Annotated in this window: 25 protein-coding genes; 23 read left to right on the top strand and 2 right to left on the bottom strand. The window is 62.7% G+C overall.

The window, feature by feature from the left end:
• Positions 1-140 precede the first annotated feature (140 nt).
• From BM052_RS17460 to BM052_RS17380, 17 genes are all read left to right on the top strand, one after another.
• Entirely contained in the window at positions 141-1,031 is an 891-nt protein-coding gene (locus BM052_RS17460) for a hypothetical protein (protein ID WP_091148957.1), read from the top strand.
• A gap of 103 nt (positions 1,032-1,134) precedes the next feature.
• Positions 1,135-1,329 (top strand): 4Fe-4S dicluster domain-containing protein, encoded by a 195-nt coding sequence (locus BM052_RS17455; RefSeq protein ID WP_091148954.1) that lies wholly within the window; start codon positions 1,135-1,137, stop codon positions 1,327-1,329.
• A gap of 25 nt (positions 1,330-1,354) precedes the next feature.
• Complete coding sequence (locus BM052_RS17450; protein ID WP_091148967.1) at positions 1,355-2,218, top strand: 4Fe4S-binding leucine-rich repeat protein; 864 nt, start codon at positions 1,355-1,357, stop codon at positions 2,216-2,218.
• The gene (gene nifT / locus BM052_RS17445; RefSeq protein WP_091148952.1) at positions 2,215-2,430 is read left to right on the top strand and encodes a putative nitrogen fixation protein NifT; all 216 of its coding nucleotides are present in this window, start codon (positions 2,215-2,217) and stop codon (positions 2,428-2,430) included. Before BM052_RS17450 ends, nifT begins: the two co-directional genes overlap by 4 nt.
• A 51-nt stretch (positions 2,431-2,481) precedes the next feature.
• On the top strand, positions 2,482-3,276 hold the full coding sequence (locus BM052_RS17440; protein ID WP_091148966.1) for an SIR2 family protein: 795 nt from the start codon (positions 2,482-2,484) through the stop codon (positions 3,274-3,276).
• Between the two features lie 297 nt (positions 3,277-3,573).
• Positions 3,574-5,136, top strand: a complete 1,563-nt coding sequence (gene nifB, locus BM052_RS17435; RefSeq protein ID WP_091148951.1) for a nitrogenase cofactor biosynthesis protein NifB — start codon at positions 3,574-3,576, stop codon at positions 5,134-5,136.
• Positions 5,137-5,141: 5 nt separating this feature from the next.
• Positions 5,142-5,360, top strand: a complete 219-nt coding sequence (locus tag BM052_RS17430) for a 4Fe-4S dicluster domain-containing protein (RefSeq protein ID WP_091148949.1) — start codon at positions 5,142-5,144, stop codon at positions 5,358-5,360.
• Between the two features lie 11 nt (positions 5,361-5,371).
• Positions 5,372-5,917 (top strand): hypothetical protein, encoded by a 546-nt coding sequence (locus BM052_RS17425; RefSeq protein ID WP_091148947.1) that lies wholly within the window; start codon positions 5,372-5,374, stop codon positions 5,915-5,917.
• Positions 5,910-6,236, top strand: a complete 327-nt coding sequence (locus tag BM052_RS17420; protein WP_091148945.1) for a nitrogen fixation protein NifZ — start codon at positions 5,910-5,912, stop codon at positions 6,234-6,236. Before BM052_RS17425 ends, BM052_RS17420 begins: the two co-directional genes overlap by 8 nt.
• On the top strand, positions 6,233-6,499 hold the full coding sequence (locus BM052_RS17415) for a nitrogen fixation protein NifZ (protein ID WP_091148943.1): 267 nt from the start codon (positions 6,233-6,235) through the stop codon (positions 6,497-6,499). Before BM052_RS17420 ends, BM052_RS17415 begins: the two co-directional genes overlap by 4 nt.
• A 32-nt stretch (positions 6,500-6,531) precedes the next feature.
• Positions 6,532-6,870 carry a DUF3024 domain-containing protein gene (locus BM052_RS17410; RefSeq protein WP_177198538.1) on the top strand — a complete coding sequence of 113 codons (339 nt, stop codon included), beginning with the start codon at positions 6,532-6,534 and terminating at the stop codon, positions 6,868-6,870.
• Positions 6,867-7,133, top strand: coding sequence for a hypothetical protein (locus tag BM052_RS17405; protein ID WP_255406237.1), 267 nt, complete (start codon positions 6,867-6,869; stop codon positions 7,131-7,133). Before BM052_RS17410 ends, BM052_RS17405 begins: the two co-directional genes overlap by 4 nt.
• Entirely contained in the window at positions 7,130-8,308 is a 1,179-nt protein-coding gene (locus tag BM052_RS17400; RefSeq protein ID WP_091148937.1) for a DegT/DnrJ/EryC1/StrS family aminotransferase, read from the top strand. Before BM052_RS17405 ends, BM052_RS17400 begins: the two co-directional genes overlap by 4 nt.
• Positions 8,309-8,327: 19 nt before the next feature.
• Positions 8,328-8,627 (top strand): 2Fe-2S iron-sulfur cluster-binding protein, encoded by a 300-nt coding sequence (locus BM052_RS17395; protein ID WP_091148935.1) that lies wholly within the window; start codon positions 8,328-8,330, stop codon positions 8,625-8,627.
• 13 nt (positions 8,628-8,640) lie between these two features.
• The gene (locus tag BM052_RS17390; RefSeq protein WP_091148934.1) at positions 8,641-8,886 is read left to right on the top strand and encodes a BolA/IbaG family iron-sulfur metabolism protein; all 246 of its coding nucleotides are present in this window, start codon (positions 8,641-8,643) and stop codon (positions 8,884-8,886) included.
• A 2-nt stretch (positions 8,887-8,888) separates the two neighbouring features.
• On the top strand, positions 8,889-9,197 hold the full coding sequence (gene grxD / locus BM052_RS17385; RefSeq protein ID WP_091148932.1) for a Grx4 family monothiol glutaredoxin: 309 nt from the start codon (positions 8,889-8,891) through the stop codon (positions 9,195-9,197).
• A complete protein-coding gene (locus BM052_RS17380; RefSeq protein WP_091148931.1) occupies positions 9,194-9,670 on the top strand; it encodes a TOBE domain-containing protein in 477 nt (158 codons plus the stop codon). Before grxD ends, BM052_RS17380 begins: the two co-directional genes overlap by 4 nt.
• A gap of 17 nt (positions 9,671-9,687) precedes the next feature.
• On the opposite strand, the gene BM052_RS17375 is transcribed toward BM052_RS17380, so the two are convergent.
• Together BM052_RS17375 and BM052_RS17370 are read right to left on the bottom strand one after the other, a co-directional pair.
• Complete coding sequence (locus BM052_RS17375) at positions 9,688-9,891, bottom strand: TOBE domain-containing protein (RefSeq protein ID WP_091148929.1); 204 nt, start codon at positions 9,889-9,891, stop codon at positions 9,688-9,690.
• Between the two features lie 40 nt (positions 9,892-9,931).
• Positions 9,932-10,363, bottom strand: coding sequence for a response regulator (locus BM052_RS17370; protein ID WP_091148927.1), 432 nt, complete (start codon positions 10,361-10,363; stop codon positions 9,932-9,934).
• A 366-nt stretch (positions 10,364-10,729) separates the two neighbouring features.
• On the opposite strand from BM052_RS17370, the gene nifH reads away from it, so the two are divergent.
• The 6 genes from nifH to nifX all read left to right on the top strand — a co-directional run bounded on the left by nifH (position 10,730) and on the right by nifX (position 18,279).
• The gene (gene nifH, locus BM052_RS17365; RefSeq protein WP_091148925.1) at positions 10,730-11,608 is read left to right on the top strand and encodes a nitrogenase iron protein; all 879 of its coding nucleotides are present in this window, start codon (positions 10,730-10,732) and stop codon (positions 11,606-11,608) included.
• A 74-nt stretch (positions 11,609-11,682) separates the two neighbouring features.
• Positions 11,683-13,185, top strand: coding sequence for a nitrogenase molybdenum-iron protein alpha chain (gene nifD / locus BM052_RS17360; protein WP_091148923.1), 1,503 nt, complete (start codon positions 11,683-11,685; stop codon positions 13,183-13,185).
• 36 nt (positions 13,186-13,221) lie between these two features.
• Entirely contained in the window at positions 13,222-14,781 is a 1,560-nt protein-coding gene (gene nifK, locus BM052_RS17355) for a nitrogenase molybdenum-iron protein subunit beta (protein WP_091148922.1), read from the top strand.
• A 56-nt stretch (positions 14,782-14,837) separates the two neighbouring features.
• Positions 14,838-16,496 carry a nitrogenase iron-molybdenum cofactor biosynthesis protein NifE gene (gene nifE, locus BM052_RS17350; protein ID WP_091148920.1) on the top strand — a complete coding sequence of 553 codons (1,659 nt, stop codon included), beginning with the start codon at positions 14,838-14,840 and terminating at the stop codon, positions 16,494-16,496.
• 2 nt (positions 16,497-16,498) lie between these two features.
• Positions 16,499-17,878 (top strand): nitrogenase iron-molybdenum cofactor biosynthesis protein NifN, encoded by a 1,380-nt coding sequence (gene nifN, locus BM052_RS17345; RefSeq protein ID WP_091148918.1) that lies wholly within the window; start codon positions 16,499-16,501, stop codon positions 17,876-17,878.
• Complete coding sequence (gene nifX, locus BM052_RS17340) at positions 17,875-18,279, top strand: nitrogen fixation protein NifX (protein ID WP_091148917.1); 405 nt, start codon at positions 17,875-17,877, stop codon at positions 18,277-18,279. The genes nifN and nifX overlap by 4 nt, the downstream gene beginning before the upstream one ends.

Genomic DNA, 18,279 nt, shown 5'->3' with positions numbered 1-18,279 from the left:
CGGTTCCAAACCGTCAGGCCGCGTTAGCGACCTGAACCAGCCGCTTTGAGCGGCTCACATCGTAAAGCCCCCGGCTCTGCCGGGGGATACTTACTCGCCATTTTGAAACCTGTGTGCGGATGTTCGTCCATTTCTGATTTATGAAGCCGCTCCTGCTCGGAATCGATTGGGCTACACTGCAGGCGGCTGGCGACACCCTGATCCTCGATATCGCGCGTGACGAAGTCGAACTGGATGAAGATTGGGATGATGGCTCCGGCTGGCTCGCCGCTCTCGCGCCGTTCCGGGCCGATCTCCTCGCGGGCGACCTGCGGCTCTTCTATCTGTTGTGGCTGGGAGCGGTCGAGAGCGACGGGCTGGGCGATGACGAGATCGAACCCATGGGGGGCTTCGGGCCGCTAACGGGGGCGCTCGGAACATTCGCGGAGTTTTTCGGCATCGATCCGGATCTTGTGGAAGCTGCCGCCGATCACCATGAAGCTGCGCCGGCAACATCTCCCGACGCTGCCCGAGCCGTCATCGCGGCCATGACCGATCGTGAGAAGACGGACCTGCTCACACGCCTGTTCGATGGTGAACCCCATATCTCGGCGGAACTGCGCGCCCTCGTTCGAACGCGGCTGGGGGTGCACTATGCTGGCTTGTCCAGCGGAACGCGGACCGCAGGCGAGTTGCGGTCCCGCGCCCGCGCCATCCGTCTTGCTCGCGACCGGGTGAAGGCCGAGAAGGCTGCGGCTGACCGCCGTCGGCAAGCGGAGGACACCGAGAAAGCCCGCATAGCCTGGATCGAGGCCGTTGCGCGACGCGGCGAGGGTGCATGGCAGGAGGTGGAAGCCGAAATCGAGCGCCGCAACGCCGCCGGCTATGACAAAGCCGCCAGTCTTCTGTTCGATCTGCGTACCACCGCCGAGATTCGCGGCACGCTGGCCGAATTCGGCCAACGACTTCATGGAATCCGCGAGCGGCATGCTCGGAAGGAGCGTTTCATTGAACGGCTGACGACCATGGGCGAGTCTCGACAATCTTTGTAGGAGACGCGACACCCACTTACGCCCGAGTGTTGCGGATTTCCAGCATTTCCAGTGCTGGCATGGTTCCTGCTTTGTCATCGGAAAATGCTGCAGGAGACCTCCCATGGCCTACAAGATCATCGCCTCGCAATGCACCGGATGCAGTGCCTGCGAGTTCGAATGCCCCAATGCCGCGATCTCGATGAAGGGGGACACCTTCATCATCGATCCGAACAAGTGCACCGAATGCGAAGGCCAGTTCGATCATCCGCAATGCGATACCGTTTGCCCGGTTCCCAAGACCTGCGTTCCGGCCTGAGTTGTTTGATCCGGGTGAACGGCTGATGACGGATGACGACCTCGGCTTGGCGCTCGACTGGAAGGGCCGGCCGGTCCGCTGTCGCGAGTGTAATCACCTGGCGATCAACGCGATGGGGCTTTGCGCCAAGGGCAAAGCCTGCATCCGCGATCGCCGGGCGCGGCGGGTGGAACGGTTCCTGAAAAGCAACCCGGATCTTGCCGATCAGTACCTCGATCACCCGTATTTCGAAGTGCGAGCGGGGGCCGCGCGTCATGCCAATCTCTTTCGCCTGCCGCCGCTGCTCGACGATCCGGAGCCCGAAGTTCGCGCCATGGCGACGCTCAGGATGCCGGAGGAGCGGATCCGCCACATGATTCATGACGAGGATACCGACGTGCGCATCGCTGCTGCCTCGCGTCTCAAAGGCGCGGATCTGATCCCCGCCATCAGGGATAACGCCTACATGGTGCGCATCACGGCGGTGCGTCGCATGCCGACCGAGTTGTTGCCATTGGTGCGGCACGATCCCGATCCCGAGGTGCGGGCCTGGGTGGCACGGCGGATCGACTTGTGCGCGCTGCCCGATATGTGCTTCGATCCCGACCCGCTGGTGCGGCGCGAAGTGGCGGAGCGTCTGCCGCAGGACCAGCTCCGCCTGTTGATCGCCGACAGCGACTTTCGCGTGCGCTTCACCGTAGCGGAACGCATTGCCGAGGAAGAACTTGCGTCGTTGCGGGACGATCCCGAGCCCGCGATCCGCGAGCTTGCCCGTGAACGCATTAGCCGGGTTCCGGTGCTTGCCCATCTTCTCGAACCCAAGCCTGCGCCGCTGCGCCTGCTCGATTTTGCCTCTTCATTTCCGGATCAACCGCCCCCGCAACAGCCGCCGAAGGAACCGAGCCGATGAAAGTCATGATCCGCCGCGCGGAGGGCGTGTTGTCCGCCTACGTGCCCAAGAAGGACCTTGAGGAGCCGATCGTCGAGACCGAGCATGAAACCCTATGGGGCGGCTGGGCGAAGCTGGCCAACGGCTGGGTGCTCGAACTGCCGGATATGGCCGACGACACCCGCCTTCCCATTACGGTCGAAGCGCGCAAGCGCGCCAGCGTGGAGGACTGACCGGTGGGAGAGACGCTTCTGGAAAATCCGCTGGTCCTGCTGGACGAAGTGATGGCCGGCCTGAAGGCCGGGATGACCGTGCCTTATCTGGGGCCCGGCATATCTGCGCTGGGCCGGCAGGAAGCGCCGATGACGCCGGAGGATCTGGCGGCCTTCTTCGCGACGAAGACGACATTGCCCAGGCGTGCACAGGGAAATCCATGGGCGGCCGCGCAGTATATCGAGAGCTACCGGTTCCGCGACACGGTGACGCTGTGGATGAAGGAGGCGTTCGCTGCCGCGGTGTCGCCATCGCCGTTTCATGCCTGGCTTGCTGGGTTACCCGCGCCGCTGATCGTCGATACTTGGTACGCGGGCGAAATGCGCGCCGCCCTCGGCCAGCGCAGCGACTGGGCCGAAGTTCAGGGCATCACCCGGGCGGGGATCGGCGAGGACCGGTGGTTCCGCTTCTATGACGCCGCCGGCGATTCCCTCAAGGAGGGCGCTGCCGGGGCGGCGAAGACCTTGCTCTACACGCCGCATGGCGGAATCGCTCCAGATGCGAATTTCCTGATTTCGGATGCCGACTATGTCGAAGTGCTGACCGAGATCGATATCCAGACGCCGATCCCAGAAGAGGTGCGCCGCCGCCGCACCGGGATGAGCTTCGTGTTCCTCGGCTGCCATTTTCACGATCAGCTGCTGCGCATTTATGCGCGTCAGGTGATGAAACGTTCGTCCGACCGGCACTATGCCGTCGTCGACCTGGCGGCGCTGACCCGCAATGAGCGCCGCTTTCTTGAAGAGCAGGACATCCGCATAATCGACCTGCCGCTGGCCACCGCGCTTGAGCGCCTGATGGCCTGACCCACTCCTCACCGGGACCGGCCTTCAGACCGGAGTGGACCCTGCGCCGTCTCCTTTCCAGCGGGAGGCGGCGCTTTTTTCAGGGGCCGACAACGGTGAGCGCGGGCGTCCGACATGTCGCAGTCACGACATTGGTACAATTCGCACGGGCCATTTGCGACAACTGTTGTTGCGATGCGGCATGAAAGGTTCGGAATTCCGCGATTTCCGGGTTTGGCACGGTGTTTGCGAAGCAGCATGCATAGTCACGAAGCCGGCGGCAGCCCCCGCCACCGAGCGACAAATCGGGGAGTTTCCATGACCGAAGCCCTTATCCCGGATACCTATTCCAGCGAACCCGCTGTCGACATCGCCGACGTCATGCAGAAGTTGGCTGAACACAAAGGCTGCGGCACCGAAGGCGGCAGCGGGAAGGCCTCTTGCGGATCCAGCGCCGGCCCGGCCGACATGCCCGAAGAGATCTGGGAGAAGGTGAAGAACCATCCCTGTTATTCGGAAGAAGCGCATCATCACTACGCCCGCATGCACGTGGCCGTGGCGCCCGCCTGCAACATCCAGTGTAACTACTGCAACCGCAAGTATGATTGCGCCAACGAGAGCCGCCCCGGCGTCGTTTCCGAACGCCTGACGCCCGAGCAAGCTTCGAAGAAGGTGCTCGCGGTCGCTTCGACCATTCCGCAGATGACGGTGCTCGGCATTGCCGGCCCTGGTGATCCGCTCGCCAATCCGGGCAAAACGTTCGAGACGTTCCGCCTGATTAGCGAAGTCGCGCCCGACATCAAGCTGTGCCTTTCGACCAACGGCCTGGCCCTGCCCGACTGGGTGGACGAGATTGCCAAATACAAGGTCGATCACGTTACCATTACCATCAACATGGTAGACCCGGAAGTCGGCCAGCACATCTATCCCTGGATTTTCTGGGAGAACAAGCGGCTGCAGGGCTACGAGGCTGCCAAGATCCTGACCGAGCGCCAGCTTCTTGGCCTGGAGATGCTTACCGAACGCGGCATCCTGGCCAAGATCAACTCGGTGATGATCCCCGGCATCAACGACAAGCATCTTGTCGAAGTGAACAAGGCGGTGAAATCGCGCGGCGCCTTCCTGCACAACATCATGCCGCTGATCTCCGCGCCCGAGCACGGCACCGTGTTCGGCCTCAACGGCCAGCGCGGCCCGACCGCGCAGGAGTTGAAGGCCTTGCAGGACGAGTGCGAAGGCGACATGAACATGATGCGCCACTGCCGCCAGTGCCGCGCCGACGCGGTCGGCCTCTTGGGTGAGGACCGTTCGGCCGAGTTCACCACCGACAAGATCATGGCGATGGAAGTCAACTACGACGCCGAGGGTCGCAAGGCCTATCAGCAGGCGGTCGAGGCCGAACGCCAGGCCAAGGTCGAGGCGAAGAAGAGTGAACTCGACGGCCTCGATGCGGCCGGCGACATGAAGATACTCGTCGCCGTCGCCACCAAGGGCCACGGGATCATCAACGAACACTTCGGCCACGCCAAGGAGTTCCAGATCTACGAACTGTCCGCCAAGGGCGCCAAGTTCGTCGGCCACCGCCGCGTCGATCTCTACTGCAAGGGCGGCTACGGCGAGGAGGACGCGCTCGATACCGTCATCAAGGCGATCAATGATTGCCACGCGGTGTTCGTCGCCAAGATTGGTGGCTGCCCCAAGGCGGACCTCACCGCCGCCGGGATCGAGCCGATCGATGCCTACGCGCACGAGTTCATCGAGCAGTCGGCGCTGGCCTGGTTCAAGGGCTATCTTGCCAAGGTCGAGGCGGGCGAGATCGTTCACACCGAACGCGGCGACGCAGCCATCCGCCAGGGTGCGCTGCTCAGCCAGGCGAGCTGACGGCCATGGCCTACAAGATCGTCGCCAGCCAGTGCACCAACTGCACCGCCTGCGAGGCGCTCTGCCCGAACCTGGCGATATCCGAGGCGAAGGGCACTTTCGTCATCGATCCCGCCAAGTGCACCGAGTGCATCGGCCACTTCGATACCCCGCAGTGTGTCGCCATCTGTCCGGTGGACGATACCTGCGTGGTCGATGCGGTCTACCCCCGGTATCAGGCTTGAGGGGGGCTGAGATGAGCGATCGGCTGCTCTTCGAGGGTTTCGGCGGGGCATCGGACGCGGTCGAGCGTTCGATACTCTCCAGCCCGCTGCTGGGCGGCGGGCTTCCCGCGGAGGCCCGCCAGCACCTCGACCGGGCAGCCGAACGCTATCACCTGACCGACGTCGCCGAGACGCACCTGTTCGCGGCGGAGAGCATCGCACCCGATCATGCCGCAGTGCTGATCGCGCTCTACCGCTTCTATTTCTACAAAGGCCGCCTCCTCGAAGCCCTCGATGTGGCGCGGGTCTGCGTCGAGAAGGCGATGCGGCTCAATGTGCTGGGCGAAGACTGGCGCCGGGTGCAGCCCGAGGATGCCGCCTTCGGCGAATGGGAAGCGTTGTTGCCGCGCTTCTTCCTCTTCAGCCTCAAGGGTTACGCCTACCTCTCGATGCGGCTGGGCAAGCTCGATCAGGGGCGGGAAGCGGCGGAAAAGCTGCTCGAACTCGATCGGCGTGACCGGATCGGCGCCCAGGTGCTGATCGATGTCCTCGATCGGATGGAGGACATCGATGAGTAACATCGTTCGTGACAGCGAAGTCGTCGAGCTCAACGGCCCCCCCGCCTTCCGCTACGGCGAACGCGTGCGGGCCAAGCGCCTGGTGCGCAACGACGGGACATATGCCGGCAAGGAAATCGGCGACTTGCTGGTAAAGAAGGGCGAGGAGGGGGTCGTCGTTTCGATCGGAACCTTCCTGCAGCAGTTCTACATCTACGGCGTCGAATTCCTCGAAAGCGGCAACCGTGTCGGCATGAAGCGGCGTGAGCTCGTTCCGGTCTGGATCGACGAGGAAAACGATGAATTGCCCAGCGCCCTGCAGGCGAGGGCAGCGTCATGATGGACATTCGCACGCCCGCCTATGGCTGGGGCGAACGTGTCCTGGCCACCGCCGATATTGTCAACGATGGCAGTCATCCTCAGGTGGCGCCCGAGGCGCTGCTGGTGGCGGCGGGGACGGTGGGCGAAGTGGTTAACGTCGGCCACCACACCGACAGCAACACGCCTGTCTATCTCGTCGAGTTTGCCTGCGAAGTGACCGGTCCCGTTGTTGTCGGCTGCTTCGAGGAAGAGCTGGCACGGCCAGCCGGAGGTCAGGGCTGATGTCGGTCGGAACAGCGACCAGGCACAGGCGGATGGCTGCAGCCAGCACGGCGCGCCATCCCAATGAGATGGATGCGATGCGCGTGATTCGCGCAATCGAGCAGCGCGAACGCTACCGCTATGTCCATCCCACGGTTTCGCCGGTCGAGAGCGGTTATCTGGTTCGCAGCCCCTGCTGTTCGCGCAATATCGATCCCGGAGGTGGCGAGATCGATGTAGCCTGGCTCGACTGGAATGAGCGGCAGCGGCAATGGACACTGCTGCGCAAGGACCACAAGGCGGACTGCTGGATCGAGGACAGCCGCTATGCGCGCCTTGGCGAACTGTTGATGCGCCTTAACGGCGATCCGCAAAAGGTGTTCTGGCAATGACCGGCGAGGAACTCGTGCGCCTCGATGCGCTGGTGCGGGCGCTGCAAGGGCAGGGCGCGGAGGCCCTGGCCTATGGGGTCTCGCGCCTCTTTCCACATCTCTCCACCCGCCGCTGCGATGCCGCCGACGTGCTGGAGGAGCCTTACGCGGCGATCGAGAGCTGCGATCTTCATCTGCTGGACGCCAGTACGCATTGCATCCGCGTTACCAGCGATCCGGTCGAAGCGAACGCGATCCTGATTGCATCGAGGGAGGCGGCATGAACGCGGAAGTGATCTCGATCGAAACCGGAGCGCCGGTGCAGATCACCCTCTGTGATCCCGATCTGACATTGGAGGATATCGAAGCGGTCGAGGCGGTGTTGCGCGGCGACCGGCTGGGCGAAGGCCGGATGGTCGAACGGCTGGAGCGGGCCTTTGCTGCGTATACCGGGCGCGCGCGGGCACTCGCGGTGTCCAATGCCGCGATCGGTCTTCTCATCGCGTTGACCGCCAAAGGCATTGGGCCGGGCGACGAGGTGATCCTTTCGGCGCACGGCTTTCACGAACTTGGCCATGCCGTGCTGCGCAGCGGGGCGACCCCTGTCTTCGCCGATATCGACTACTGGTCCGGCTGTCTGGCGCCTGACAAGGTCGCGGCGAAATTGACCGAGCGCACCCGCGCGATCATCGCTGGCAACACCGCGGGGCATCCCGCCGACTGGCCGGCGCTGCGGGCATTGGCCGATGCCCATGGCCTGTTCCTTGTCGAGGATTCGAGCGAGGCGATCGGTTCGCGCCACAAGGCCGGCATGGTCGGCAGCTTCGGCGCTGTGAGCCTGTTCGATTTTGGTCAGCCCGGCGTCATCTGCTGTGGTGAAGGGGGAATGATCGTTACCGACGACATGACCCTGGCCATGGCCGTGCGCCGCCTGCGTTCGCGCTCGCTGGCCGAGCGCAATTCGGTTTCCGCGAGCGTCGATGCCCCGTTTGGCGCGTCCATGGGGGAAATGGCCGCCGCGCTTGCCCTTTCGCAGCTCTCGCGCATCGACGTGCTGCTGGAGCGGCGGCGCGGGGTGCAGCAGATGTACGACGGCTTCATGCAGAGCTTCGAAGGCATCAAGCCCCCCTACGTTTCGCCCGATGCCGAGGAGGTGCACTGGTTCCTTTACATCGTCCACCTCGGCACGCGCTTCACCAGATCTTCGCGCGATGCGATACTGGAGGATCTGTGCACCGAGGCGATCGAGGCTCACGCCTATTCCAGCCCGCTGCATCTGCAACGCGCTTACCGCGACCGCGGCTGGAAGAAGGGCGACCTGTTCGTCACCGAAAAGGTCGCCGACCGCGCCATCGCCATGCCGTTTCACGCTCACCTCACGCCGGAGCAGGTCGCTTTCATGGTCGCGCGCCTGAAGGACGCCTCGATCAATTCCGGCGCTGGGGCCGCCATTTACTGAAAGACAGGATGACCCAAAGATGACGACGCTTACGATCATGCCCTCCGCCACTGTCATGGCAGTCGAGGAAGGCGACAACCTGCTTGCCGCCATGCTCGCCAGCGGAGCCCGGGTCGGCCACAAGTGCGACGGCGGGGCGGCCTGCGGCCAGTGCCATCTGTTCGTGCTGGAAGGCCGCAAGGGCCTTTCGAAAACGACCCGCGAGGAAAATGAGATACTCGATACGATCGTCGGAGTTGGTTCGAAGTCGCGCTTGCCCTGCCGTGTTACGATCCTGGGCACTGAGGACGTGACGGTCGAAGTTCTCTCGTTCGTCTGAGGAGAAATCCGCCATGCCCATGGATGCCGCCGAAATCGAGGCGCGGATCACCGCCGCCTTTCCCGATGCCAAAGTCCTGATGGTCGACATGGCCGGTGACGGCGATCACTGGGCCGCTCGCGTCACTTCCACCGCCTTCGCCGGCAAGAGTCGTATCCAGCAGCACAAAATGATCTATGCCGCGATCGGCACGGACATGGGCGGCGAACTGCACGCGCTCGCGCTGCAGACTTTTGTTCCAGAAACCTCAGGAGATTGACCGTGGCCACGTCCGACCGCATTCGCAAGCTTGTCACAGAAAACGAGATCGTCGTGTTCATGAAGGGCGTTCCCGCGGCGCCTCAATGCGGTTTTTCCGCCGGCGTGGTGAAGGTGCTCGATGCCCTGGGCCGTCCCTATGTGGGTGTCGATGTGCTCGAGGATCCGTTCCTGCGGGAAGGCATCAAGGAATATTCCGACTGGCCGACCCTGCCGCAGGTCTATGTGAAGGGCGAATTCATCGGTGGTTCGGACATTGTGCGCGAAATGTACGGCAGCGGCGAATTGCAGGCGCTTTTCGAGCAGGCATGACCGTGGCGAGCCTTGCCCGATTGAACCCGCCGCACGGTAGGCTACTGCGTACCAGTTCGCGCAACATGCTCGACGGGATTGTGACGGCTATCGTCCACGGTCCCGTCAATGCGGAGATCGGCCTGCTCGTCAACGACACTATCGTCATCGACGCGTTGGTGAGCAATTCAAGCGTGGCTTCGCTGGGGCTGGAACCCGGCGGACACGCCGTGGCGCTGATCAAGGGCAGCTTCATCACGCTGCTCGACGACGTGCCCGGCCTCCGTCTCTCGGCCCGCAACCTGATCGGCGGCCGCGTGATTGAATGCATCGATGGCGACGTCGAGTGCGAGGTGGTCCTCGACATCGGCGGCAGCCGCGAACTGTCGTCGATCGTAACCATGCACAGCGCGCGCGAACTCGGGCTTCAGCCGGGACGCGAGATTCTGGCCAGCTTCAAGGCCTCGCACGTCATCCTGGCCGCGCGGGATTGAGCGGAGCTGTTTGCGACCTACTTGCCGATTAGCACGTCGCTTGCCTTCACGATCACGGTGACGGCATCGCCGACCGCAAGGCCCAGTTCGGCGATTGCCTCCTCCGTAATGCTGGCGGTCATTATCGTACCGCCAATGTCCACTTTCACGGTGCCGTTGACGGCGCCGGGCGTTATCGCGGTCACCGTACCCGAGATCTGGTTGCGCGCACTGATCTTCATATAACTTCTCCTATGGCAAACGAATTGAGCGTATCTGGCGTCAAAGACCGCCCAATTGAACCAGAGGGGCACCGCCGGCGCGGCCCAGGATGGTATCGACCTTCTGCCGCACCGCCTCGATCCGCAGCGGTTTGATCAGCGCGCCATGCGCGCCCGCGCTGAGCGCAGCGATGCCGAGGCTTTCTTCCTCGGCACCGGCGACGATCAGGATGCGCGCGCCTGGATAGCGGGCCATGATCTCACCGATAACTTCCACGCCCTTCGCGCACACGATCGATAGGCCCAAGATTAGCACATCCGGCAGCAGCCAGTCTTGTCCCTTCTCATAGGCTTCCTCCAGGCTGGCGAGTTCGTGGGTTTCGATCTCGTCGTGCAGCATGAACTGCAGCGCCGCGCGGGTGATTTCATCTTCATCGACGACGAAGATGCGGCGCTGGTCGACGGCTTTCGAGGTTTCGACACCGATTTGCATGGACGGTCTCCAGTTCGGATAGGTTTCCGCTGCCTTCCCAAGCAAGCATCGTTCCATTCTTACTGCAGCGCAAAACGGCGTGGATTCGGGTGCGACCGTGTCGCGGTCTGGTGTGTCTTTTGCGACAAGGTCCGGGCTTTTGTCTTGTTTGCCACATGCGACAAAGCGGGCCGAGACTCGCTCCAAACCACCGGATTTTCGCGATTTTGCTGCGGGTGCGAGAAATTGGCACGACCCATGCAGAGAAGCTGGTGCAGCGAGGGCAGACCCGCTGACCCGCCGCAAACGGAAGATGCAGCGACGGGGAGAGACCGGGGCAGGGCGACCGCTTCGGTGAAGACCGCGCAAACAGCTTAGGAGCACGCAATGTCACTTCGTCAAATCGCCTTCTACGGCAAGGGAGGCATCGGCAAGTCCACGACTTCGCAGAACACCCTCGCCGCTCTGGCCGACCTCGGCCAGCGCATCCTCATCGTCGGCTGCGACCCCAAGGCCGACTCCACCCGTCTGATGCTGCACGCCAAGGCCCAGGACACCATTCTCTCGCTCGCTGCCGAGGCCGGTTCGGTCGAGGACCTCGAGCTCGAGGACGTGATGAAGATCGGTTACAAGGACATCCGCTGCGTTGAATCGGGCGGTCCCGAGCCGGGTGTCGGCTGCGCCGGTCGCGGCGTCATCACCTCGATCAACTTCCTCGAGGAAAACGGCGCTTACGACGACATCGACTACGTCTCCTACGACGTGCTCGGCGACGTTGTCTGCGGCGGTTTCGCCATGCCGATCCGCGAGAACAAGGCCCAGGAAATCTACATCGTCATGTCGGGCGAGATGATGGCCATGTACGCGGCCAACAACATCTCGAAGGGTATTCTCAAATACGCCAATTCAGGCGGGGTGCGCCTTGGTGGGCTCATCTGCAACGAGCGCCAGACCGACAAGGAGCTGGAACTGGCCGAGAACCTGGCGAAGAAGCTGGGCACTCACCTGATCCACTTCGTCCCGCGCGACAACATCGTGCAGCACGCCGAACTGCGCCGCATGACCGTGATCGAATACGCGCCGGAATCGAAGCAGGCCGACGAATATCGCCAGCTGGCGCAGAAGATCCACAACAACGCCGGCAAGGGGATCGTCCCGACACCGATCAGCATGGACGAGCTTGAGGACATGCTCATGGAGCACGGCATCATGAAGCCCGTCGACGAAAGTCAGGTTGGCCTCACCGCCGCAGACCTCGTCGTCTGAGCCAAACGTGCGTTCCGGCCCTTCCTTCGAATTGGGGAGGGCCGGGACCCGGATCACACCAGGAGTGCATCACCATGAGTGTCTCGACCACAACCGACATCGAAGCTGTCAAGGAACGCAACCGGGCGTTGATCCAGGAAGCCCTTGAAGTCTATCCGCAAAAGACCGCCAAACGCCGCGCCAAGCACCTCAACGTCCATGAAGAGGGCAAGAGCGATTGCGGCGTGAAGTCCAACATCAAGTCCATCCCGGGCGTCATGACCATTCGCGGCTGCGCCTACGCCGGCTCGAAGGGCGTCGTCTGGGGGCCGATCAAGGACATGATCCATATCAGCCACGGCCCGGTAGGCTGCGGCCAGTACAGCTGGGCCGCCCGCCGCAACTACTACATCGGCACGACCGGCATCGACACGTTCGTGACCATGCAGTTCACCTCCGACTTCCAGGAAAAGGACATCGTCTTCGGCGGCGACAAGAAGCTTGCCAAGATCATGGACGAGATCGAGATGCTGTTCCCGCTGAACAAGGGCATCACTGTCCAGTCCGAATGCCCGATCGGCCTGATCGGCGACGATATCGAAGCCGTGTCCAAGGCCAAGAGCAAGGAATACGGCGGCAAGACCATCGTCCCCGTCCGCTGCGAGGGCTTCCGCGGCGTGTCGCAGTCGCTGGGCCACCACATCGCCAACGACGCGGTGCGTGACTGGGTGTTCGACAAGAGCGAGGGCAAGGAACTCCAGTTCGAACCGGGTCCCTATGACGTGGCCATCATCGGTGACTACAACATCGGCGGCGACGCCTGGTCGAGCCGCATCCTGCTGGAGGAAATGGGCCTGCGCGTAATCGCTCAGTGGTCCGGCGACGGTTCGATCGCCGAGCTGGAAGCGACGCCCAAGGCGAAACTCAACGTGCTCCATTGCTACCGCTCAATGAACTATATCTCGCGCCACATGGAAGAGAAGTACGGCGTGCCGTGGTGCGAATACAACTTCTTCGGCCCAACCAAGATCGAGGAATCACTCCGCAAGATCGCCAGCTATTTCGACGAGAGCATCCAGCAGGGCGCGGAGCGCGTGATCGAGAAGTACAAGGCGCTGACCGACGCGGCGATCGCCAAATACCGCCCGCGCCTGGAAGGCAAGACAGTGATGCTCTATGTTGGCGGCCTGCGCCCACGTCACGTCATCGGGGCCTATGAGGACCTGGGCATGAACGTGGTCGGCACCGGCTACGAATTCGGCCACAACGACGATTACCAGCGCACCGCCCAGCACTACGTCAAGGACGGCACGCTGATCTACGACGACGTGACCGGCTACGAGTTCGAGAAGTTCGTCGAGAAGATCCAGCCTGACCTGGTCGGTTCGGGCATCAAGGAAAAGTACGTCTTCCAGAAGATGGGCGTGCCGTTCCGCCAGATGCATAGCTGGGACTATTCGGGTCCCTACCACGGCTATGACGGCTTCGCGATCTTCGCGCGCGACATGGACATGGCGATCAATTCGCCCGTCTGGAAAATGGCCCCGACGCCCTGGAAGAAGGACGACGGCGACTACCTCGCGATTGCCGCTGAATAAGCCGCAGACCTCAACACCAGTTCAAGGGAGGCTCACATGCCCCAGGACGCAAATCAGGTTAAGGACCACTTCGAGCTGTTCCGCGGTGCGGAATACACCGACATGCTCGCCCGCAAGAAGGCCGAATTCGAAAACCCCCACCCCGTTGAAGAGGTGGAACGGGTTCGCGAATGGGCCAAGACCGAGGAATACAAGGAACTCAACTTCAGCCGCGAGGCGTTGACCGTCAACCCGGCCAAGGCATGCCAGCCGCTGGGCGCCGTGTTCGCGGCCGTCGGCTTCGAGAGCACGCTGCCCTTCGTGCACGGTTCGCAGGGCTGCGTGGCCTATTACCGATCCCACTTCTCGCGCCACTTCAAGGAGCCGACCTCGTGCGTCTCCTCGTCGATGACCGAGGATGCGGCGGTGTTCGGCGGGCTCAACAACATGATCGACGGGCTCGCCAACGCCTACTCGATGTACAAGCCCAAGATGATCGCCGTTTCGACCACCTGTATGGCGGAAGTCATCGGGGACGACCTCAACGCCTTCATCAAGACCGCCAAGGAGAAGGACTCGGTCCCGGCCGAATTCGACGTTCCCTTCGCCCACACGCCAGCGTTCGTAGGCAGCCACATCACCGGCTACGACAATGCCATGAAGGGCATCCTGGAGCACTTCTGGGATGGCAAGGCCAAGACCGTCGAGCCGCTGAAGCGCGTGCCTGACGGGAAGATCAACTTCCTCAACGGGTTCGACGGCTATGCTGTCGGCAACCTGCGCGAAGTAAAGCGCATCTTCGACATGATGAAGGTCGAGTACACTATCCTGGGCGACCAGTCGGACGTCTGGGATACCCCGACCGATGGCGAGTTCCGCATGTATGACGGCGGCACTACACTGGAAGACGCGGCCAACGCGATCCACGCCAAGGCGACCATCTCGATGCAGGAATACTGCACCGAAAAGACGTTGCCCTTCATCGCTCAGCACGGTCAGGAAACGGTAGCCTTCAATCATCCGATCGGTGTCGAGGCGACCGACAGCTTCATCATGGAAGTTGCCCGCCTCGCCGGCGTTGAGATCCCCGATGAACTGGCCAAGGAACGCGGCCGCCTAGTCGACGCGATCGCCGACTCCAATGCCCATATCCACGGCAAGAAGTTCGCGATCTACGGCGATCCGGACCTCGCCTATGGCCTTGCTAAGTTCGTGATGGAGCTGGGCGGCGAGCCGATCGCGGTCCTCTCGACCAATGGCGGCAAGGGCTGGGCAAAGAAGATGCAGGCGCTCTTCGACTCCTCGCCCTTCGGTGCCGGCTGCAAGGCTTATCCAGGCAAGGACCTGTGGCATATGCGTTCGCTGATCTTCACGGAAAAGCCGGACTTCATCATCGGCAACACCTACGGCAAGTACCTTGAGCGTGACACCGGCGTGCCGCTGATCCGCATCGGCTTTCCGATCTTCGACCGGCACCACAAGCATCGCTATCCGGTGTGGGGCTACCAGGGTGGTCTCAACGTCCTCGTGACGATCCTCGACCGAATCTTCGAGCACATGGACGCGACGACCAACATCCCCTCGAAGACCGACTACTCGTACGACATCATTCGCTGATGTCGGGAGGTGACAGCCGGGTTCCGTAACAATCCTGAGATGAGGTGGCTACGATCATGACGACCCTGAACCAGACCATCCAGGACGTGTTCAACGAACCCGGCTGCGCCAAGAATCAGGCGAAGTCGGAAAAGGAGAGGAAGAAGGGCTGCACCAAGCAGCTCCAGCCGGGCGGGGCGGCAGGCGGCTGCGCCTTTGACGGCGCCAAGATCGCGCTTCAGCCGATCACCGACGTTGCCCATCTCGTGCACGGCCCGATTGCTTGCGAGGGTAATTCCTGGGACAATCGCGGCGCCAAGAGCTCCGGCTCGACGCTTTATCGCACCGGCTTTACCACCGACATGACCGAAAACGACATCGTCTTCGGCGGCGAGAAGCATCTGTTCAAGGCAATCAAGGAGATCGTCGACAAATACGCGCCGCCCGCGGTCTTCGTCTACCAGACGTGCGTGCCGGCGATGATCGGCGACGACATCGAGGCGGTGTGCAAGACGGCAAGCGCCAAGTTCGGCACGCCTTGCGTTCCCATCATGTCGCCTGGCTTCGTCGGCCCCAAGAACCTCGGCAACAAGCTGGCGGGCGAGGCGATTCTCAAGCATGTGATCGGCACCGAGGAGCCGGAATATACCACGCCCTACGACCTCAACATCATCGGCGAATACAACCTCGCCGGTGAACTCTGGCAGGTGAAGCCGCTGCTCGACGAGCTGGGCATCCGCATCCTCTCCTGCATCTCGGGCGATGCGAAGTACAAGGAAGTCGCCTGGTCGCACCGCGCCCGCGCGGCGATGATGGTCTGCTCCAAGGCGATGATTAACGTCGCCCGCAAGATGGAGGAGAAGTACGAGATCCCTTACTTCGAGGGCTCGTTTTACGGCATCGGCGACATGTCCGACAGCTTGCGCGAGATCGCGCGCCTGTTGATCGAGCGCGGCGCCGATCCCGAGCTGATGGATCGCACCGAAGCCGTGATCGCCCGCGAGGAAGCCCGCGCGTGGGAAGCCATCGCGCCTTATGCGGAGCGCCTGAAGGGCAAGAAGGTCCTGCTCATCACCGGCGGCGTGAAGTCCTGGTCGGTGGTTGCCGCACTGCAGGAAGCGGGGATGGAGATTGTGGGCACGTCGGTGAAGAAGTCCACCAAGAAAGACAAGGACAAGATCAAGAAGCTGATGGGCGACGATGCTCACATGTTCGACGATCTCACCCCGCGCGAGATGTACCGGAAGCTGAAGATGGCGGAGGCGGACATTATGCTCTCTGGCGGGCGGTCGCAGTTCATCGCGCTCAAGGCGACGATGCCGTGGATGGACATCAACCAGGAGCGCCACGCCGCCTTCGCTGGCTATCACGGCATGGTAGAGATGGTGAAGGAGATCGATCGCACGCTCTCCAATCCGGTTTGGCAGGAAGTCCGGCGGTCCGCGCCCTGGGAGGCGGCGGGGGCCGTGAGCTGGCAGGACCGGGCGATGGCGGAGGAGGAAGCCGCTGCCAAATTGACGCCCGAGGAATCCGAAGCCGCGCGCCGCGCGGCGTGTGTGTGTGCCTGCAAAGCCGTCAGCACTGGTAGCATCGAGGATGCCGTGGCGGCCGGGGCCTGTACGCGTGAGGCGGTGGCCAAGGCAACCCGCGCCTCGACCGGTTGCGGCAGCTGCGGCGTGTTGGTCGACGAAATTATCGAGAGTTCCGTTGCCGCGGCCATGGCGAAGGCGGCTTAGCCATGGCGCGGGTCATCAAATCCACCAAGGCCTGTACGGTCAACCCGCTCAAGATGAGCCAACCGATCGGTGGCGCGCTCGCTTATATGGGCATGCGCGGCGCCATGCCGCTACTGCATGGATCGCAGGGCTGCACCAGCTTCGGCCTTGTCCTGTTCGTGCGCCACTTCCGCGAGGCGATCCCGTTGCAGACTACGGCGATGTCCGAAGTGGCGACGGTGCTCGGCGGGTTCGAGAATGTCGAGCAGGCAGTGGTCAACATCGTGGGCCGCACGAAGCCGGAACTGATCGGCATCTGCTCGACCGGCGTGACCGAAGTGAAGGGTGACGATCTCAAGGGCTTCGTGAACACCGTTCGCCAGCGCCATCCCGAATTCGACGGCGTCGCGCTCGTCCAATGTTCTACGCCCGATTTCTCGGGCGCCTTCGAGGATGGCTGGTCCAAGGCGGTCTTGGCGATGATCGAGGAACTGGTGCCCGATGCGCCGATGGCCAAGCGCGATGCCAGGCGCGTCAACGTGCTGCCGGGATGCCATCTCACGCCGGGCGATCTGGACGAACTGCGCGATGTGTTCGAGGCGTTCGGGCTCGAACCGACTTTCCTTCCGGATATTTCCGGCTCTCTGGACGGTCATATTCCCGATGATTTTACGCCCACCACGATTGGCGGCACCGGCTGCGAGGAAGTCCGCGCGATGGGCCTGGCAGGAGCGACTATCGCCATAGGGGAGCGGATGCGATTCCCCGCGGAGGCGCTCGAACGATTGAGCAATGTTCCCTATCGTCTGTTCGAGCGCCTCACGGGGCTCGCGGCCTGCGATGAGTTCATGCTGTTCCTCAGCGAGATTTCCGGCCGTCCGGTGCCGCGCAAGTACCGGCGGCAGCGCGGGCAACTGGTCGATGCCATGCTGGACGGGCATTTCCATATCGGCGGCCGCAAGTTCGCGATCGGCGCTGAACCGGATCTGTTGTTCGCATTGGTTGCGACGCTTACCGAAGTGGGGGCGGAGATCGTCTCGGCTGTCACTACCACGACTTCACCGATCCTCGCAAAGCTGCCTTGCGAGCAAGTGCTGCTGGGCGATCTCGAAGACCTTGAGGCGGGCGCCGCTGAGGCCGATATTCTCATGACCCACAGCCATGGCCGTCAGGCCGCCGAAAGGCTGCACATTCCGCATTTCCGCATCGGCATTCCGATGTTCGATGCGCTCGGCGCCGCGCATCTGGTGACCGTCGGCTATGGCGGCACGCGCGATCTGATTTTCGCTGTCGGCAACATGCTGATGCACCGCCACCATGAGCCGACACCGGAAGACTGGCGGGATGCATGGCCTTCGGTTCCTGCCGTTTCACCCGAACCCGAGAAGGAGCTTGCCCTATGAAAGTCGCCTTTGCCACGCAGGATCTGGAGCGGATCGACGCTCACTTCGGTTGGGCCAGGAACATCGCGATCTATGACCTTTCGCCGGAGGGCTGGTCGCTCGATCGGGTCGAGGCCTTCACCGGCGATCTCAAGGAGGATGGCGACGAGGACAAGCTTGCGCCCAAGCTGGAAGCGCTGAAAGGCGTGTCCATCCTGGTCGTCGCTGCAATCGGCGGTTCCGGTGCGGCGCGCGTGGTCGCGCAGAACATCCACCCGATGAAAGTGCCCGAGCCCGAACCGATCGAGGGCATGCTCGAAAAGCTGCGCGCGGTGCTGAACGGCACCCCGCCGCCGTGGCTGCGCAAGGTCATGGCCAAGGACGGCGCACGCACGTTCGATTTTGAAGAAGAGGAAGCGTGA

It is taken from the genome of Novosphingobium sp. CF614 (assembly GCF_900113255.1).
Classification (GTDB): domain Bacteria; phylum Pseudomonadota; class Alphaproteobacteria; order Sphingomonadales; family Sphingomonadaceae; genus Novosphingobium.
This window is presented reverse-complemented; position numbering and strand designations above follow the sequence as displayed.

Excerpts from the sequence above, each read along its gene's own strand:
- BM052_RS17460 (WP_091148957.1), top strand. The coding sequence starts at position 141 with ATGAAGCCGCTCCTGCTCGGAATCGATTGGGCTACACTGCAGGCGGCT.
- BM052_RS17455 (WP_091148954.1), top strand. The coding sequence starts at position 1,135 with ATGGCCTACAAGATCATCGCCTCGCAATGCACCGGATGCAGTGCCTGC.
- BM052_RS17450 (WP_091148967.1), top strand. The coding sequence starts at position 1,355 with ATGACGGATGACGACCTCGGCTTGGCGCTCGACTGGAAGGGCCGGCCG.
- nifT (WP_091148952.1), top strand. The coding sequence starts at position 2,215 with ATGAAAGTCATGATCCGCCGCGCGGAGGGCGTGTTGTCCGCCTACGTG.
- BM052_RS17440 (WP_091148966.1), top strand. The coding sequence starts at position 2,482 with ATGGCCGGCCTGAAGGCCGGGATGACCGTGCCTTATCTGGGGCCCGGC.
- nifB (WP_091148951.1), top strand. The coding sequence starts at position 3,574 with ATGACCGAAGCCCTTATCCCGGATACCTATTCCAGCGAACCCGCTGTC.
- BM052_RS17430 (WP_091148949.1), top strand. The coding sequence starts at position 5,142 with ATGGCCTACAAGATCGTCGCCAGCCAGTGCACCAACTGCACCGCCTGC.
- BM052_RS17425 (WP_091148947.1), top strand. The coding sequence starts at position 5,372 with ATGAGCGATCGGCTGCTCTTCGAGGGTTTCGGCGGGGCATCGGACGCG.
- BM052_RS17420 (WP_091148945.1), top strand. The coding sequence starts at position 5,910 with ATGAGTAACATCGTTCGTGACAGCGAAGTCGTCGAGCTCAACGGCCCC.
- BM052_RS17415 (WP_091148943.1), top strand. The coding sequence starts at position 6,233 with ATGATGGACATTCGCACGCCCGCCTATGGCTGGGGCGAACGTGTCCTG.
- BM052_RS17410 (WP_177198538.1), top strand. The coding sequence starts at position 6,532 with ATGGCTGCAGCCAGCACGGCGCGCCATCCCAATGAGATGGATGCGATG.
- BM052_RS17405 (WP_255406237.1), top strand. The coding sequence starts at position 6,867 with ATGACCGGCGAGGAACTCGTGCGCCTCGATGCGCTGGTGCGGGCGCTG.
- BM052_RS17400 (WP_091148937.1), top strand. The coding sequence starts at position 7,130 with ATGAACGCGGAAGTGATCTCGATCGAAACCGGAGCGCCGGTGCAGATC.
- BM052_RS17395 (WP_091148935.1), top strand. The coding sequence starts at position 8,328 with ATGACGACGCTTACGATCATGCCCTCCGCCACTGTCATGGCAGTCGAG.
- BM052_RS17390 (WP_091148934.1), top strand. The coding sequence starts at position 8,641 with ATGCCCATGGATGCCGCCGAAATCGAGGCGCGGATCACCGCCGCCTTT.
- BM052_RS17380 (WP_091148931.1), top strand. The coding sequence starts at position 9,194 with ATGACCGTGGCGAGCCTTGCCCGATTGAACCCGCCGCACGGTAGGCTA.
- BM052_RS17375 (WP_091148929.1), bottom strand. The coding sequence starts at position 9,891 with ATGAAGATCAGTGCGCGCAACCAGATCTCGGGTACGGTGACCGCGATA.
- BM052_RS17370 (WP_091148927.1), bottom strand. The coding sequence starts at position 10,363 with ATGCAAATCGGTGTCGAAACCTCGAAAGCCGTCGACCAGCGCCGCATC.
- nifH (WP_091148925.1), top strand. The coding sequence starts at position 10,730 with ATGTCACTTCGTCAAATCGCCTTCTACGGCAAGGGAGGCATCGGCAAG.
- nifD (WP_091148923.1), top strand. The coding sequence starts at position 11,683 with ATGAGTGTCTCGACCACAACCGACATCGAAGCTGTCAAGGAACGCAAC.
- nifK (WP_091148922.1), top strand. The coding sequence starts at position 13,222 with ATGCCCCAGGACGCAAATCAGGTTAAGGACCACTTCGAGCTGTTCCGC.
- nifE (WP_091148920.1), top strand. The coding sequence starts at position 14,838 with ATGACGACCCTGAACCAGACCATCCAGGACGTGTTCAACGAACCCGGC.
- nifN (WP_091148918.1), top strand. The coding sequence starts at position 16,499 with ATGGCGCGGGTCATCAAATCCACCAAGGCCTGTACGGTCAACCCGCTC.
- nifX (WP_091148917.1), top strand. The coding sequence starts at position 17,875 with ATGAAAGTCGCCTTTGCCACGCAGGATCTGGAGCGGATCGACGCTCAC.